9 protein-coding genes are annotated in these 17,695 nt (G+C 32.2%); 4 read left to right on the forward strand and 5 right to left on the reverse strand.

What is annotated here, in order from left to right; all coding sequences use genetic code 11:
- Positions 1 to 168: 168 nt before the first annotated feature.
- The gene (locus SHI72_RS01315; RefSeq protein WP_039118733.1) at positions 169 to 555 is read right to left on the reverse strand and encodes a DUF983 domain-containing protein; all 387 of its coding nucleotides are present in this window, start codon (positions 553 to 555) and stop codon (positions 169 to 171) included.
- A 430-nt stretch (positions 556 to 985) separates the two neighbouring features.
- Here SHI72_RS01315 and SHI72_RS01320 point away from each other — a divergent pair, with 430 nt between their 5' ends.
- Positions 986 to 2,899: an ABC-F family ATP-binding cassette domain-containing protein gene (locus SHI72_RS01320; protein WP_039111487.1), complete on the forward strand. Its 1,914-nt coding sequence runs from the start codon at positions 986 to 988 to the stop codon at positions 2,897 to 2,899.
- A gap of 135 nt (positions 2,900 to 3,034) precedes the next feature.
- Here SHI72_RS01320 and SHI72_RS01325 read toward each other — a convergent pair whose 3' ends face one another.
- Positions 3,035 to 4,003, reverse strand: a complete 969-nt coding sequence (locus SHI72_RS01325) for an App1 family protein (protein WP_086895517.1) — start codon at positions 4,001 to 4,003, stop codon at positions 3,035 to 3,037.
- Between the two features lie 61 nt (positions 4,004 to 4,064).
- On the opposite strand from SHI72_RS01325, the gene SHI72_RS01330 reads away from it, so the two are divergent.
- The 3 genes from SHI72_RS01330 (at position 4,065) to SHI72_RS01340 (ending at position 7,419) form a co-directional block, all read left to right on the forward strand.
- Entirely contained in the window at positions 4,065 to 4,934 is an 870-nt protein-coding gene (locus SHI72_RS01330) for a diacylglycerol/lipid kinase family protein (RefSeq protein ID WP_323488807.1), read from the forward strand.
- 166 nt (positions 4,935 to 5,100) lie between these two features.
- Entirely contained in the window at positions 5,101 to 6,006 is a 906-nt protein-coding gene (locus tag SHI72_RS01335) for a hypothetical protein (protein WP_039111485.1), read from the forward strand.
- A gap of 18 nt (positions 6,007 to 6,024) precedes the next feature.
- Positions 6,025 to 7,419 carry a hypothetical protein gene (locus SHI72_RS01340; protein WP_323488808.1) on the forward strand — a complete coding sequence of 465 codons (1,395 nt, stop codon included), beginning with the start codon at positions 6,025 to 6,027 and terminating at the stop codon, positions 7,417 to 7,419.
- Between the two features lie 40 nt (positions 7,420 to 7,459).
- On the opposite strand, the gene SHI72_RS01345 is transcribed toward SHI72_RS01340, so the two are convergent.
- From SHI72_RS01345 to SHI72_RS01355, 3 genes are all read right to left on the reverse strand, one after another.
- Complete coding sequence (locus SHI72_RS01345) at positions 7,460 to 8,605, reverse strand: peptidogalycan biosysnthesis protein (RefSeq protein ID WP_039118769.1); 1,146 nt, start codon at positions 8,603 to 8,605, stop codon at positions 7,460 to 7,462.
- Positions 8,606 to 8,742: 137 nt separating this feature from the next.
- Positions 8,743 to 9,231, reverse strand: a complete 489-nt coding sequence (locus SHI72_RS01350; RefSeq protein WP_039111483.1) for a DUF1761 domain-containing protein — start codon at positions 9,229 to 9,231, stop codon at positions 8,743 to 8,745.
- Between the two features lie 162 nt (positions 9,232 to 9,393).
- On the reverse strand, positions 9,394 to 17,694 hold the full coding sequence (locus SHI72_RS01355) for a CARDB domain-containing protein (RefSeq protein WP_323488809.1): 8,301 nt from the start codon (positions 17,692 to 17,694) through the stop codon (positions 9,394 to 9,396).
- Position 17,695 lies beyond the last annotated feature (1 nt).

Below are 17,695 nucleotides of genomic sequence, written 5' to 3' on the forward strand. Positions count from 1 at the left end.
TAGGTTATTTAATGTTTTTTCTACAAAAAAAGTATAGGTTTTTAAACCATGTAAGCTATTTAAGAAAATATAAGTTTAGGTATTTCTTAAATGAGCTTACATAACTTATATGGTTAATCTTTTGAAATCAATCAAAAAAAGGTGTAATTGCTTATGCTTTTGCAATCTCTATTTTTTTATATTAGTAGTTGGGTCGTAAGAAACAAACATATTAATGTAGATATTCCTTGACCATCTTAATACAAATGGAAATAATACAACAAGTGTTACTACAATTGCTATAAAAGAAGCTTCGATACTAGAGTTTAGGAAAACGTAGGATATGATAAAAGCAGCAATTCCTAATGCTACATTTAATCCGTAACTTACATACATTGCTCCGTAAAAAAAGGAAGGTTCAATCTGGTATTTAAGACCACAATGACTGCAAGATTCATTCATTTTTAAAACTTTGGTTAAATGTAGCGGGTTCTTGTCTTCGTACATACTTTCGTTTTGACATTTAGGACAAGTTCCTTTTAAAATACTATTTAGTTTAGATCCTTTTTTGAACATTTTGAGTAAGTTTTTGTAATGTATAAACTGCGATGTAAATACTTCGAAGAGAAATTATGCAGTTGTTTTTTAAATAAAAATGATGAATTTATCCCAAAGATAATCATTGGTCATCACATTAACAATTTTCAATTCTTAATATCCAAAAACAGCCTTTTTATCTTTATAGCATAATACATTCCTTTTCACTACCTTTGCATTTTTAAAATTATAAGTAAAAGGCAATATAAATTGCAATATGTTTTAGAAAAACAAGAATGAAAAATACTGATTAGAGGTTGATTAAATAAAATATTTAAAGTTTTAGTAAGCTTAAAGAAATATTTTGTTATTCAGAGAAAGGTATTTTTAATGTCTACAAAAATTAAATTTCTAGTCAAACTAGAGATATAAATTTAAACAATCAATTAGTTTATAATAACAATAATAAATGCTTAATATACATAATTTATCAGTTTCTTTTGGAGGTACTTATTTGTTTGAAGAAGTTACTTTTCGTTTAGGTGCTGGAGACCGAGTAGGTCTTGTAGGAAAAAATGGTGCTGGAAAATCAACAATGCTAAAAATTCTTGCAGGAGATTTTAAACCAGATTCTGGACAAATCGCAACAGAAAAAGAAGTTCGAATGGGTTTCTTACGTCAAGATATCGATTTTGAACAAGGAAGAACAGTATTAGAAGAAGCCTACGAAGCCTTTACGGATATTAAAGTCGTTGAGAAAAAATTAGAGCATATTAATCATCAATTGGTAACCAGAACCGATTATGAAAGCGAAGAATACAGTCAGATTATCGAAGATTTATCTGATTATACACATCGTTTTGAGTTATTAGGTGGTTATAATTATGTAGGAGATACAGAGAAAATTCTTTTAGGATTAGGTTTTAAAAGAGAAGTATTTAATAATCAAACAGAAACTTTTTCTGGAGGTTGGAGAATGCGTATCGAGTTAGCTAAATTATTATTACAAGCTAATGATGTATTGTTGCTGGATGAGCCTACGAATCACTTGGATATCGAGAGTATCATTTGGTTAGAGAGTTTCTTGCGTAACTATCCTGGAGTAGTGGTAATTGTATCGCACGATAAAATGTTCCTGGATAATGTAACCAACAGAACTATCGAAATTTCATTAGGTAAAGCATATGATTTTAATAAACCATATTCTCAGTACTTAGAATTGCGTCATGAAATTCGTGAAAAACAATTGGCTACGCAAAAGAATCAAGCCAAAAAAATAGAAGAAACAGAAAAGCTAATCGAAAAATTCCGTGCAAAAGCTTCTAAAGCTTCTATGGCGCAATCGCTTATCAAGAAATTAGATAAAGTTGAGCGTATCGAGGTTGACGAAGATGATAATTCGGTGATGAATATTTCTTTCCCAGTTTCTAAAGAACCAGGTAGAGTAGTAGTCGAAGCCGATAATGTTACAAAAGCATACGGAGATAAAGTTATTCTTAAAGATATAAACTTGTTAGTAGAACGTGGAAGCAAAATTGCTTTTGTGGGACAGAATGGACAAGGAAAATCAACTTTTATTAAAGCAATCGTTGATGAGTTCGAATACCAAGGAAGTATAAAATTAGGACATAATGTACAGTTGGGTTATTTTGCCCAAAATCAAGCGGAATACCTAGACGGAGAAATCACATTGTTGCAAACAATGGAAGATGCTGCAATGGATACCAATAGATCAAAAGTTCGTGATATGTTGGGTTCATTCTTGTTCCGTGGAGATGATGTAGAGAAAAAAGTAAAAGTACTTTCAGGAGGAGAAAGAAACCGTTTGGCATTATGTAAGTTGTTATTACAACCTATAAACGTTTTGTTAATGGATGAGCCTACGAATCACTTGGATATAAAATCTAAGAATGTATTAAAAGCGGCACTTCAAAAATTTGGTGGAACTTTACTACTTGTTTCTCACGATAGAGATTTCCTTCAGGGAATGTCTAATTTGGTTTACGAATTTAAAGATCAGAAGATAAAAGAATATTTAGGAGACATTAACTATTTCTTAGAGCAACGTAATATGGAAAATATGCGTGAAGTTGAGAAAAAAGATGCTGTAAAAGCTGCTGCTCCTAAAGAAAGTAATAAAACTTCTTACGAAGATCAGAAGAAAACGAAAGCATTACAAAATCGCTTGAGTAAAGTCGAAAGTCAAATCAAACAATTAGAAAAAGATATTCAGCATGACGATAAAATGTTGGCTTCTAATTATGATAAACACATCGAAGACGCTTCTTTCTTTATGGCATACAATAAAAAGAAAAAAGATTTGGATCAATTATTATCAGACTGGGAAGTAGTTCAGGAGGAGATTGATAATTTCAACGCATAATACAGTTTTTAGTCTCAGTTTTCAGTTTTTTGAAAATAAGAATATTATCTATAAACCTTTGTCAAAGTTTTCGAATTTTGACAAAGGTTTTTCAGTTTCAGCTGACATTTCACATTTTCAAAATACCTTTCACAGTTACATTATAATTCCAATCTTTTTAGAATGCTCAATGGCTTCGCTGCTGTGTTTAAAATAGCAAACAGAAACCTCAAGGTTTTCTAAATTTTTAAGGATTGCTTTCGTTGATTCTTTTTTGTTTTTACCAGTTTGCCTTATATAAACCGCTTTTACCGTTACAGGAAATATTTTGCAAATTCTTTCATATAACATTGGGTCGTGTTGAGAATCGTCACCCAATAAAACATATTTTAGGTTTGGATAAAACTCCAGGACGTGTTTGATTTTATCAAACTTATGGTCATGGTTTCCTCTGCCACTCATAAAAAAGTCGGCAATTCCGGTTTTAATATCCTTTAATAAAATTACTGCCCTTGGTAATTCATGTATTTTGGTAAAACGAACAATAAAACTATATAAATTCCACTCGCTACTCGAGATGTAAAAAAAAGCATTTTTCTCTTCTTTGTTGTTTCTTTCTGCGGAACTTAATGCTTGATAATGCGGTACAACTTCATCAAATATTTTGCGATCATTTACATTTCTGAACAATAAAATATATAATTTCCTGAAGAAATTATGTGTGTGCGAAACCAAAAAAGTATCATCAATATCTGATATAATCCCAAGATTTCCTTCATGAGGTCTTATAAAAGTGCTGGCACAGGATATTGTTTCGTTTTTATGAGAAATGCTAACTTGGTAATTCATCCATCCAAAACCTGTTTCCTCTTTTAAAGGAATGCAGAATTTAAAAAAACCATCATCGAGAGTTTTGGTATGAATTTGGTTCTCTCCATGTTTTAAATAAACATCGTAATTTGGGATTGTTTTTATCTGGAAAAGTTTAAGAACAGAAGTGGCATTTTTAAAACTTCGCTTTTGAAAATCATAATCATTGGCAGTCGATGGTTTAAAAACGTGCCCCATAACAATTAGTTCCTGATCATTGGCATAACCGCGATATAATTTTAAAATAGGTTTCATTAATTGCTTACTTTTGGGATAACTTGTGTAATTACTTTTGAATAAATATAAAGATAAAATTTTGAAAAGGAATATCTTATTTGTTGTAAACCCTATTTCGGGTGATCTGGATAAATCTGAGCTTATTGAGACAGTAAAATCCTATGCGGTAACGTGTCATATTAATTTGAAAGTTTACGAAACTACTGGGCAGAATGACATTGGCCAAATACAAGAGTTGTATAACCAACATTTACCCATTAGAATCGTTGTTGCCGGAGGAGATGGAACTGTAAAAATGGTCGCCGAAGCAATGGAGGAATATGATGTTATTGTTGGGATATTGCCTGCAGGATCTGCCAACGGATTATCGGTCGATTTAAATTTACCTAAAACACTCGAAGAGAATTTAAGTATTGCTTTTAACAACAATTATATCGAGATGGATATGATTTGTATCAACGGGAAAAAAAGTATTCATTTAAGCGATATAGGACTCAATGCCGATTTAATCAAGAATTATGAAGAAAGTGAGATAAGAGGATTTTGGGGTTATGCATCTCAAGCGTATACTACTATCAAAGAGTCTGGAGATCCTTTTGTTGTATCTATTACGGCCAATAATCAGACGGTTGAACATGAAGCAAGAATGGTTGTAATTGCCAATTCTCAAAAATATGGAACAGGTGTTGTCATTAACCCAAATGGAGCAATTAATGATGGTAAATTTGAATTGGTTGTTTTAAAAAATCTAGATTTAATAATTCTGGGAAAAATAATTACGGGTAATATGCCTATCGATTCAGATGATATTGTTATCATTTCTACAGATCAAGCAGTCATAAAAACAAATCATCCAGTTAGTTTCCAAATTGATGGTGAGTATTGTGGCGCTCAGACTAAATTGGATATTCGTATTTTGCATAAGCAAATGAAAATTGCCATTCCTTAAAAGTGAAATTTTAATTTGAAAAAAGAATAAAGACAAAAATCAGTTTAGGGGTAAAATTTATACAAGGGTTAGTAAAAAGGGGGAAAACCTTAACTAAAAAAGTAAGTTTTTAAATGTAAAAAAGTATTTTAGTTTTTATAATAACCCCGTCATATATTTATTAATAATGAAAAAAATATTTTTCACAATTTTCATTCTGATTCAGAGTGTAATATATTCTCAAAGTGTTGATTTGAGAAATTTGACAATGAATAGCGATTTAATCCTTTTTGTTGAATATTCAGATTTTGAATACGGGAATAGGTATATTAATGATCATTATAAAGTGGGATATATTAAGGTAAATAATTATGAGGAAATCATAAAAAATGACTCTAATATTAAATTTATAGATAAAGAAATTTTTTGCCCTCAAAGTGAAAATGATTATTACGAAAGCAGTATGATGAATGGTGAAACTTGTATGGGCATTGCGGAAGGCGTTGATTCTAATAGAAAATATTATGGTATACTGTTTTTTAAAAAAGAAAAAAAGAAACTGACGCTATTGGTGCATCTTTCGAAAAGTGATTCTGACTGGAAAAATATAATTGAGAAAATAAAAAAGGTAAAAGAAATTGAAAATTCAAAATCGCCAGAAGAACGTTATGAAAAAAGTATTGACTATTATTTGAAGTGTAATGACTTGCCCAAGTATGATTTTATAAATTATTACAGACAAGTAAAAGTTTTAAAATCGGATACTTTAGTCTTAACCGAGAAACAATTAATCTTGGCGAAAGATAATTTTTTGGGGGGAAATGAAAGCTACTATAAATTGATTTCGGAAAAATTTCCCGAAGAAGTAAAACAATTTTATATTAATAAAATGAAGGAGATACTAAGCAAAAATGAAGAAGAGTATTTTAGTTCCTATGATTTTAATGAGGCATACGAAAGGGCTACAAATACAGACTATATGGATGATAGTGTAATGGGAAAGCTAAAAGAAAAATTATCTAATGAAATAACGCTTAAGGAAAGAATAGAGATTATGCAGGATTTAATTCAAAATGCTGAACAAGAAGATTAGTCGATAATATTACTATTAATGAAAAATAAACTTCTCTTAATTTTATTTGTTTTTGTGACAATCGCGAATGCGCAAAACAAAGTTACGGACATTACTAACTACGATTATTGTCAAGTTAATAGCAACACGCTTTATTTTTATAAAATTGAGAAAAAAGGGTTTACTGAAAGTCGCGGCAATTTTTTTCATAGTAATATATTCGATGTTTATGCTACAGAAAAAGTAGATTTTATAGACAAAAAATATTATGGCAGTATGGATGCGATAAAACTCTCTGATTTGAATAGTGATTTTAATTTGTTAAAAGAGTTTAGAGACAAAGTTTACTTTGTGAATCAGCCTCATTTGAAACATTTTTATTTCTTGAAGAATGATAGTGTTTTGGTTTGTAAAGTAATAAGAAAGAAAGAGGTTTGGGAATTAGAAAGTGAAAAAGAAGATGAAATACATAAGATGGTCATGGCTAATAATAAAATTATTTATTGGTCTTCACGTCTAGGTTTGATTTATAAAAAAGATAATGAGATAAAAACAAGTTTTCTGGATTTGCAAAGTGATTATAACACTTATGGTCTTAAGGTTTCCATAAAGGATAAAAATGCTGTTAATATGGAAACAGGATATTTTGAAATTGGAAAATATACTCTTAAAATAAGAAAAGACAGCAGTTATACGGTTTTTAAGGGCAATCAAAAGATCTTGGATGACTTTCCGTTAAAATATTACAATAACAAACATTTTGTTACGATCGATGATAAGACTGTAAAATTCTACAATTCTGATTTTGTATTAGACAGCACTTTTGCCTACCGTGACATTTATCAAAGATCTGGGAATATAGAGATATTGACAGAAAACAAAATTAAAAAAATTGACACTCGTGTTTTTACTCCCGCATTTTACAGCAATAGAGCTTTAGGCTGTGGAACTGTTACAAGATATACATTAAGCATAAAACGGAACAGAATTAGGAAAATCGTTAATGCAGAAATGACTTATGGTTATACATCGATGCCTAAAAATATTTTTATCGACTCTAAAATAAAATTTGATTCGCTGCTTTTTATAAGCCGAGGAAAGACTATGGAATATTCTGTGAATGGTGGTTTTGATGATCGAGTGATGATATTAATAAAAAATAAAAAGGAAGGGCTTTACATATTTAAACAAAAAAATGATACGATCACTTTGAAGGAAATAGTACCTATAAAATACGATAAGATTTATTCATTAAATGGTTTTGTAATTTTAAACAAAAACAATCAAATGGATTTTTATGATAAAGATTTTAAGGTAAATACAATGCGTTTTTCTAATATTGATTTTTTTAGTTATAACTATTTAAGATATAAAAAAAGGAATCATACCGGAGGCTGGATGAACAAAAGAGGAATTTTATTTGATGATTTATAAAAAAGAAAGCCTATCTAATTTGGTATAATAATGGATTTAATTATTTAAACGGATTTCGTTCTTGCCAATCTGTTTTGGGTTCCAGATAATTAAATAATTTGGCAATATTATGGTTGATTAAAGAATTGCTGTGTGTGATAAGTCCGTACATCTTTACTGGTTTTGCACCCACAGAGCTTTTAATTTCCAGAGCCGTTCTGGCAAAAATAACTTCTTTAAAATTCCTGTTAATAGAAAGTGCAATCATGTCGTAAAGCATGTTTAAATACAGCATTTTTTCGCGCTGAACACTTTCGTCATAACCTAAAAAATAAGTGTCCATTGCAGTTCCATTCATGATTAAAGTATTGAAACCGATTAGTTTTCCATCAATAAAATAACCATAAAAAAGAAACTTCTCTTTTAATGTTTCTTTAAAAACTCTAAAGTGATTTTTGGCTAAGAAAAAGGTATTAAAAGGAGCATTTTTGGCTACGTGATGATACAAATCATAGATAGTATCTTCAAAAGTTATGATGTCATCTATATCCATTTTCCTCTTTTCTATTCCTAAGGCTTTTTTGCGGGTACGTTTATATTGGTCGCGGTATTTTTTGGATAATGCATTAATATAATCTTCTTCGGTTTTCCAATCTTCATTGATTTTAAAAACCATATTTGGCTGGATCGAAAATGTATACCCTTTTTTAAATTCGGCAGAAAGCATATCAATTTCTGTTGCCGAAAAATCTTTGATAGTCGTGATATGGATTTTTTGCCCTTTCGATTTAAAATCTTTTTTTAGTGCATTGATTCCTTTATGTAATAATTTAATTGCTTTTGGTTGGCTTATTTTTTCAGAAAATGAATAAGCATTTTGACCTGTGAGCATATTGTTTCCAACAAACAAAACGTGTGAAGCAAATTTCTTGAAAGCAAAATTACGAACGGAAGTTTTTACACATTTATCTCGTTCTCCAAATGATTCGAGCTTATTAGAATCTAAGAATTGAGTTAGAACAATACCAACTAATTCAGCGTCTTTAAAAAGTCCGATATAATGGCACAACATATTGGTTGGTGCCGATTTTTCTAATACTTCCAGATATTCTCTGGATAAGAAAATATTATGTGTTGCCAAGTCGTTCCATGTTTCAGGAAGTGAGGCAGTATTAGTATAAATCTGGAAGGAATAAGATGAATTCAAGGTAAGAGTACTATATTGTTCAAATTTACTTAATAATAACAGAATAATATAATTTACGGTTTGTTTTACTTGTAAATTTTCCAAAAAAGAAATCCGTTTGATTTTCTAATTTCAAACGGATTTTATGTTTTAATTATTTATGCCCAAGCACAAATAATTCCTCCCATAATAGTTAGGGTAAGAATCCAATATCCGGCATGTACAAAAATATATTTCCAAGATTTTCTTTCGAATAAACCATTGATTGCTAACATAGGGAAAGCAAAGAATAAACCGGTCATAAAACCATGAAGTGCTCCATGTTTAAAAGTGCGAAATGCAGTTCCGTAATCGGCCATAAAAGCTGCAAAAGAAGGTTTTGCACTTTCTATCATTGGTGGTCCGCCTACCATTCCTACAGCGCCCGATTGATGTATTGTTAATCCCGAAACAATTATAGTCATCATTAAAGAAAAGATGTATGTTAATACGAATATTTTAAGCATACTTCCTTTCTGGAGGTCTTCTTGAGTAACTCCAGCTTCTCTCATCCAGATAGTTCCAAATACTTTAGGGTTATACCAGATAAAACCAGTAACAAGAGTTGTTAGTGCTGAAGCAAAAAATGCTAAGAAATTCATTTCCATAAGATTAGGGTTTAAGGTTAGTTATTCAAATTTAATAAAATATTAAATACTAATTACATTAGATGTTTTTGTTTTAAATAACTGATGTCTAAAATGTTAGGTGCGTTTTTTATTCTGTTCTATTTTGATAAAAAAAGGGATGCTTTAAGGCATCCCTTTTTTCTATTTAATTAAGAAATTAGATTTATAAGTTGTTTCTGAATTGCGTAATACCAGATAATATACTCCAGTAGTTTTTAAATGGGTATGGATTTCTTTTTTAAAGTTATCGTTTACATTTATTTTATCCTGTTCATAAACAATTCTTCCTCCCACATCATATATTGTGAGTTTAAATGTTCCCTGCTCACCAATTAAAGATAGTGTGAATGTACCATTATTAGGAACGGGAGCAATTGTTAATCCTTTTTTATCTGGATTTGTATGATCATCGATAGCCAGAGTAGCATCTACTTTTATTTCTGAAGATGTTGTCTTGCTACATAAACCTGTTGTTACATAATTTAGAGAAAGAGTTTGTGTACCCTTTTGTGTCCATTTTATGGTAACAGTATTATTTGCCTGACTTACAATTTCTCCTCCGGTTACAGTCCAGTTATAGCTTTGCATATTTGGAGTAGCGGTGTAGATAGTAGTAGCATTGGTTTCGGTAATAAGAGCATCTCCTGTTATACTAGCCAAAATAGTATTTATAACACCCACATTTTCATAAACAATTCCTTTTCCTTGTAAGGCACTTGTTTTTTTCTGTAGTTTAGATAAATCGATACCAAATGTAAGTTCTCCATTCTCATTGAATTTCTCTATATTCTGAATTTTAAATTCAGTATCAGATACTTTAGCGATTACGGCATTTTCGTTAGAGATACTTATTCCTCCGGCTTTGATTATTAAGGCATCTTTTGTAAACTGAGATGTCGTGATTTCATCTGTAAAAAGTACTTTAAGATGCTCTATTTCGGCACAATCGGTATTGCTTGTTTTTACTGGTGTAATTGTACTGCTAAAGTCCACAACATCTATGTATGTTTCGATACTTACAGGGTCACTAGCATTTCCATATTCATCATAAGCAATGGCTTCAAAAGTATTTTTTCCGATATATCCTGTAATAGCAAAACTTAAATCTCCTGCTGTTTCTACGTATTTTTTATCTACTAATACTTTACTAGTTGGAGTTATTACATAAAGTTCTATAGATTGTTTATTTTCTATAGTTTTTAGAGCGATAGATAAATCATTACCAGAAGTAATGTTATCTGTTGCCGAAATTCCTCTATCAGGAGTTATACGCATATTATTTGGAGAAGCTGGTTTATCAAATTTTACAGTCCACATCGTGCTTGTATTACCTGTTCCATAATTTCCAGATACATCTATAAAGTTAGATTGATCAATTACTAGTTTGTATCCACCTGCGGTATGTGTGTGTTCTCCTAATCCCGAGATTAGATAATGTAAATCATCCTGTTTCGTAACAGTTAATTTAGCATTTAGATCCACACTTCCTTTGTATAGCTTAATCCAGCTAGCTTCAAAATTATTTTTTAATGGTTTATTTAAAACTATCTGCATATCTGTTACGTTCTGGCTATTAAGCGCTCCCTGATATTGTGGCTTAAAGCTATCTACTTCCGGAACAACTAAATCAACTTTCCATTTATGAGATTGTACTACTAAACCTAACGAGTTATCTTCGGCTTTCATAGATGGCAAATCAACAGTTAATTCATATTCTCCTTTTTCCAGATTGTATTGATTTAATCCTACGATAGTATATTTTTGATTGTTCTCTGTTACTATCGAAATGTTATCCAAAGGTTTTCCGTTTAGCTTTAATTTGTCTTTAGTAAACTGGATTGGTTTTACTATTTTATTAAATGATATCTCAACGCTATTTACGGCTTGAGCTTCTGTTTGATCTGTTTTAAACTGAATGATTCCTAATTCTCCAATTATTTGTGTCCAGGAAACAGATTTACCTTCAACTCCTTCGTTCTCTTCCAGATCTTTTATTCCTGCACATTGCACTGTTAGTTCATAATAACCAGAAGCAATGGTTAGGGTTTTAATGTTTAAGACATAAGTAGAGTCGTTTACTTTACCAATAAAACTATCATTAAAAGGGATTTTATTTCCTTGGTGAATTAATGTTATGTTTTGGGCAGTAAAGGTGCTTGGGTTTATGGCTTTATTAAAGTTTACCTGAACTGATTCTACTGCTTTGGTTGTTGTTGACGGAATGCTCTCAAAAGAAACTACTTTCGGTACATTGGTATTTATTGGTGTATAATACAATGTGTATTTTTCTAATCCTGATATTTTGTCAACAAAATGAAGATTGTTCTCATATTTAGGATCTGCTCCATCTCTTAATGTAACAAATGTTTGCCAGAAGTTTAGCAAAGGCAATTCCAGTTGATCACTGTTTCTAACAACTTTTACAAGTTTGTATTTGTCTCTGCCCGGATCTGTTAAATTACCATAATTCCATCCTGTTTTAGACGAGTTCATAGTTAGAATTGTCGTTACCTGAGTTGGTGAAATAGGGTTAGAAATGCTAGCATTACTTACTTTATATACTTCGTCACTTCCGCCATTAGAATAATAAATAGCATCAGGAACATCGTTTATATCTGCGATATCATTTACTAAGAAATCGGCTATGTTATCATGTCCAGCCTCATAAGCCTTTACGCTTTTAATAAGTTCATGAACATAAGATGCTTTTATTAGGCTCAGATTTTTATTTCCGTAGCTGCTCAAATGTTTTACTTTTAAATCATATTCTATAAAATGTCCTAACAATGTACTGGTAAACCACCATTGTCCGATTGCAGCTTTTTGTGGCTCAATATTTCCAAAATCTACATTCAGTAGTCCTAATTGTTTAGGCTCATTATTAAAGTTACTACCGATGATTTCAAAATCAATTAATAGTCCTTTTTTGTTTTCGATAATTTCAGGTTGTACAGATTCTACCTGAACATTTTTGGCTTGACCGTAACCTTCATTTTTAATTAATAATGCCATTTCTGCAGGAACTATAGGTTCTATTTTTTCCGTTAGAGGGTCATCTCCAATAATATCACGCTGCATAAAATAATGCAGTACTAAATCTGGGCTTGGATTTACTTCCAGCGTAACTGGGTATAATTTTATTGTTGCTATTTCTCCTGTATTTGGATCCAGATAAGATAATGTTCCTCCAAACGAATAAGATTTAGCAACTGTAGGAGCAGCCTCTTTTGTTGGTATAAAAAGTACTGTTCCAGATTTGTTACTTTGTGGACCAACAATTCCTGTTCCGCTCAGGAAAGCATCTTTATTAATTTGGAATAGATGGGTCATATCATTTCCAGATTCGTCTGTGATTATCAAATCTAAGTTTATGTTTTTTATTGAGTTAAGATCACTACCATTGTTCATAGTTAAAGTACCTTCAAAAGCTTCTCTGGTCATCGTCATTTTTTGAGAGAACTTTACTGTAACTGTGGCACAAACAGAATTAGATGATTTTCTGTCTACATATTCTTGTAAGTCACTTTTATCTTTTTCATACATTTCGTAAGCAGAAACAAAACCTCTTGCTTTTGTATGGTCTGCTAATTCTTTTGCCTTTAAGGCATAAACATCTAAACTATCTTTACTAATAATGGTAGCATATTGTGCATTTGGAGAAGTAATTCCTTTATTCCAGGCTTCTACAGACTCATTCCATCTTTGACTGAATACATTTATGTCGGCAGCGCTAATATCTGTTAAAACAAACCTGCTTTTCATAACAGCAATATCGGTTTCGGTAAAAATTTGTTTCTTATCTAAGTTTGTAGCTACTTCTTTTACAAAATCGGGGAAATTTTCGCTTTCAAGAATTTTATTGTTATTAAAAATAAGTTCTTTTTTCTTGGTAAAAGCATCGTCTGCAGCTTTTAATTTTGTTAAATCCTGTTCAATTACTTCGAACAAGCTTGGTCCTGCGTTTCGACCTGTTATTGAAAGTCCCAGACACGTTTTTACCGCGCTTAATGCTCCCCATATACAACCATAAGTCTGTTTTTTTATGAGGCATCCGATTCCGCTTATTATTGCATCTTCCCAAGTAGTCGATGTAAGGAGAGAAAGCCCACAACTAAGAAGAACTGTAGGTGGATAACAGGCTAGAACTGCAGTTCCAATGGCAAATGCACATGGGTCACATGTAATATTGGCATCATAAGTAAAATCGATTGGGGAATAACCGGTTCCTCCAGGTACAGGACAATTTCTACAATATACATAATTTGGACCATTAATTACCGGAATGTCTACAGGTCCTGGATTGGTACATTCTCTAGAAAAAGAAAATGAATGTGGTACAGCTACCCAATGGCTATCAATACATTGATACGTATACCATGCCATTACAACTGCATCACAAGGGGCTGCTGATGCTGCTGCTCTTAATATGGTTCCCGTCATTCTTTCGACCTTAACAGGAATCTGGATAGATTGTTTGGCTAATATATCTATTTTATCAATTAATGGTGTAAACTTATATTCGTTGTCACTCGGAAACTGCAGATATACATCTTTGGCAGTAATAAGTCCTTTGTTTGTAAGGGTTGCCATTAGTATATAGCTACTTCCTTTGGCTATATCCTGAACTTTTTTATCCATTTCTACGACAACTACCGGAATGGGAACATTGGTTTCGTATTTTACAACAAGTTCAGTTTCATATTTATCTTCTATTTCTGTAGGTTTTACAGTCCATTCGTAGCTGATTGCCTGATAAGCCAAATAAATACTTTGCTTATTAACTTTACCCGGATCAACCAAAATATTACTTTGATGATTACTGTGTTTGTCTGCCGTTACGGTTAAAACATAACTTCCTTCTGGAAGATTTTCGGCATTAAATAATCCGTTTTGATCAGTTACTCCTTCTGCAACAATAACGCCCGAGAATGGATGACGTACTACTACTTTTGCACCTTTTAGATGTGGTGCTTCTACAGTATTGTATGTATAGTCATCGACTGCATCAATAAGTAAAGAACCTTTGGATTCGGATACTGTTTCTATTTTAAAAGGGACACTAATTCCTTGCCCATTAGCAAGAGATATTGCTAAGTTTCCAGATAGAGGAATGTTAACTTGTTGTTTCTCTGTAGGGGCTAATTCTAATATTATATTAGCGGTTTCATTTGGAGCTATTTTATCTATAACCGATTGACTCTTAAGTTTCATCCAGTCTAGTTTAGGTAATTCCACTTTTACTTTTACGGCATCTATAGCTCCAGTATTGGTAATTGCCAATTCATAATAGCGAGAACTTCCTTTGGTCATTGTGGTATTAATACTTACAGGGTTTGCTACTATTTTTGCCGTTTGAATTTGACAATGGTAATAGGCTAGAGCTGTTAGTTTTGCTCCTTCATCAGATGAGATTGTAAAGTTAATAGGATAGTACTTCTCTTCTTCAGAAGCTTTATCGGCTAATATTGTATAGTTTAATATGGCTTCTTGTCCTGCTGCCAGTGTTAATGGTGTTACTTGAATGTTAAATCCAGCATCTGCAGGTAGTTCAACTTTTATATTAGTTAGCGCAGTTTTGCCATTATTTTTTAATTTAAACTCTCCTTTAAAAGGTGTTTTTTCTACTACTTCCCATTTTAAATAACCAGATGGTTTGTTGGTCCATTCAAAACCAATAATATCAAATTCTGCTTGTGCAGCATTATTCGTTCCTGGGTAACCAGCACTTACGCCATAGTGCCCGCTTTCTGTTTGTAGCGGTTCAAAATCATAAGCAAAATTTCCAGAAGCATTTGTTGTAACGGTATATAGGCGAACAAAGTTTCCGCTGGTAATCGTGATTTCTACTTCTTTGATTGTAGCAGGAGAATTATTGAGCATTTTGGCAGATCCGGTTATAGTAACTAACTCGCCAGATTTGTATAATGATTTAGCTACGGTAGCAGTTGCAAAATAACCCGGAAGTAATTTTATTTCAGTATTGGCTTCGTTATTTGTAAATGTTAATTCGTCTGTTTTTTGATTTGAATTTATAGTTACAATTAAAAAATAATCGCCAGCTTTTTCAGGCAGCTGAATTGGTTTAACTAAATTTAGTGATTTTCCTGCTTCGATATCTTTGTCTAATTCGGTAGTTGCCAGCAGGATTGCATTTTTTGTAGATTTATCTTTAGAAAGGTAATATTCTATTTTAGAACCTTTGGTAAGAATGGCAAATCCTTGATTGGTAATTGTTGTAGCTACTTCGATGTTATCTTTTCCTGTTGCTTGAGTTACAGTGTTTATTTTTGTAATAGTAGCATCAGGTTTATTTTGATCGGTTACAATTATCCATGCAAATCCAGAGCTATAATTGTCTGCTTCGGCTTGAACACGTATAGTTTGATCTCCTTTTTTATTTGGATCTATTTTAGTGCTTATTTCTATCTCTATGGCTTCTTTTCCTACAGGAATAGTAGCAGTTGCAGGAATAGATACAATTGTAGGAGCATCTGATGAAAGTCTTACAGGAATAGCTGTCGATGTATCTACAGAATTTCTTGCAATAGTTATTTTTGCAGAATTTTCTTGTCCTGCCTTAACGGTTGTAGGGTTTGCTTTTACAAACAAAGCAGGGCCATTACTATCTAGTATGGTAATGGTTTTTGCCAATTGGCTTCCTCCGTTTCCTGCAGCAACTGTACAGTTACAAGAAGGAATATAAGCATCTGCGGTTACTTTTACAGTTTTTGTTCCATCGACAAGTCCGTTATTTATAACTCCAATATTGATTTTTTTCTGGTTTACATTTGCAGGAAATTCAATAATATCAGGAAGAATTAAAGTATTTGCTACATTGGCAGACAAACGGATTTTTATGCTAACATCTGTTTTATCCAATCGTTTTATGATGGCATAAGTTGCATAAACTCCATCTCCTTTAGAAATGGTTTCGGGTGTTATCTCGAATTCAAAAGTAGGAATGTTCGAGCTTTTTAAGATGATTTCGGTGCTACTAGCCTGGAAACCTTCGGCTCGGATTGTAATCTTTCCTATTACTGTTGCTTCTGGTACTTTATTGTTTCTAACCTCAACAGTAAAAGAAACAGTTTTGCTTCCTGATGGTAGAATGATTTCTGATGGAACAATCCAACGGGAATTCTGATCTGCAGTAATGCTGAATTTTGTGTCTTTGGTTTTTGCAAAATCGGTTTGTAAAGTAACAGTAATCATCTCCCCATCTGTGGCTGTTGTTTTTGATGGTGTTAGTGTAATTAATGAAACCTCATCATCTATAATTTCGATATTATCCGAAACTGTTGGGTAATCATTGCCCGTTACAGATAACGCTACTGTTCTGTTTCCATCGGCAGCAGTATTGTCTACAGGTTTTATATAAAAAACGACAGATGATTGGTCTTTAGGGATTTTTATATTCGCAGGAAAATCTAGTTGTCCGTTTTGCGAAGCAGCAAGTTGATATGTTTTATCAGTGCTTCGGTCTCCGCTTTGGGTTATGGTTGCCCGGATTACTTCTGTCGCATTTTCGGGAATAGATTTTTTATCTAAGGTTAAATACAATACTTTTTCGAGCAATATTGTATTGGGACTAATAAGTTTATTGTTGCCTTGTAACGCATCTGGTTCTTTTACAGATGAATTAGGAACCAGGTTTATTTTAATTTTTACGTTTCCGTCTATCCCTATAATTTTAGGAAGGTTGAAAGTAGCATTTCTGCTAATGGTTTTCTTGCTCTCTAAATCACCATCATAGGAAACACTTCCTAAATTATACTCGATACCAGTTGTTTCCGAAATTATACTAATTTGTTCTGTCCATCCTCCAGCTGCAATACGATCTCCGATGTTGTTTACTCCCCATGACAATGTAATTTTTCCGTTAGGAGTAATCTGAGATTCGCTGCTTGTTATACCCGAAATAGTTAAATCGGGATATTGTGCTGTTGCTATTGTAAGTATTCCGTTTGTATGGTTTGAGCCTATGTCTATTGCATTTTTAGAACTCAATACAACACTAGAAAGGTTTAGGTTATGAGTTTGCCCAGACGGATAATTTATCGGAATTTCGATTGGAATTTCTAATAAAGTCCCGCTATTTCCTTTAAAGGAATTACTTGTTAGCGAGAGAATTATAAAATGATAATTTCGTGGGTTATTCTTCTCGATGTTTACATAAACAGCGTGATCTCCTTTACGGCTATCACTTATTTTGCTTGCTTTTTCGTTAATGATAAGTCCTTGTGGAACTGTTAGCGTAAACTCAGCTCCAACTACTTCATCTGTATTGGATAAATCGATCAAAATTTTTGATTCTTCTCCTGGTCCGGCAGTTGCATTTATAACTTTTAGACTATTTTGGGCATAAGTAAGTGTTCCTAAAAACAGAAGAATAAATGCAAGAAAGGGTCTTAATTTTATAGAGGTTAATTTAGTAGATGTCATT

It is taken from the genome of Flavobacterium sp. PL02, from assembly GCF_035013205.1.
Taxonomy (GTDB): domain Bacteria; phylum Bacteroidota; class Bacteroidia; order Flavobacteriales; family Flavobacteriaceae; genus Flavobacterium.

Bases quoted from the DNA above. Each gene is read 5' to 3' on its own strand.
- SHI72_RS01315 (WP_039118733.1), bottom strand. From the start codon at position 555: ATGTTCAAAAAAGGATCTAAACTAAATAGTATTTTAAAAGGAACTTGT.
- SHI72_RS01320 (WP_039111487.1), top strand. From the start codon at position 986: ATGCTTAATATACATAATTTATCAGTTTCTTTTGGAGGTACTTATTTG.
- SHI72_RS01325 (WP_086895517.1), bottom strand. From the start codon at position 4,003: ATGAAACCTATTTTAAAATTATATCGCGGTTATGCCAATGATCAGGAA.
- SHI72_RS01335 (WP_039111485.1), top strand. From the start codon at position 5,101: ATGAAAAAAATATTTTTCACAATTTTCATTCTGATTCAGAGTGTAATA.
- SHI72_RS01340 (WP_323488808.1), top strand. From the start codon at position 6,025: ATGAAAAATAAACTTCTCTTAATTTTATTTGTTTTTGTGACAATCGCG.
- SHI72_RS01350 (WP_039111483.1), bottom strand. From the start codon at position 9,231: ATGGAAATGAATTTCTTAGCATTTTTTGCTTCAGCACTAACAACTCTT.
- SHI72_RS01355 (WP_323488809.1), bottom strand. From the start codon at position 17,694: ATGACATCTACTAAATTAACCTCTATAAAATTAAGACCCTTTCTTGCA.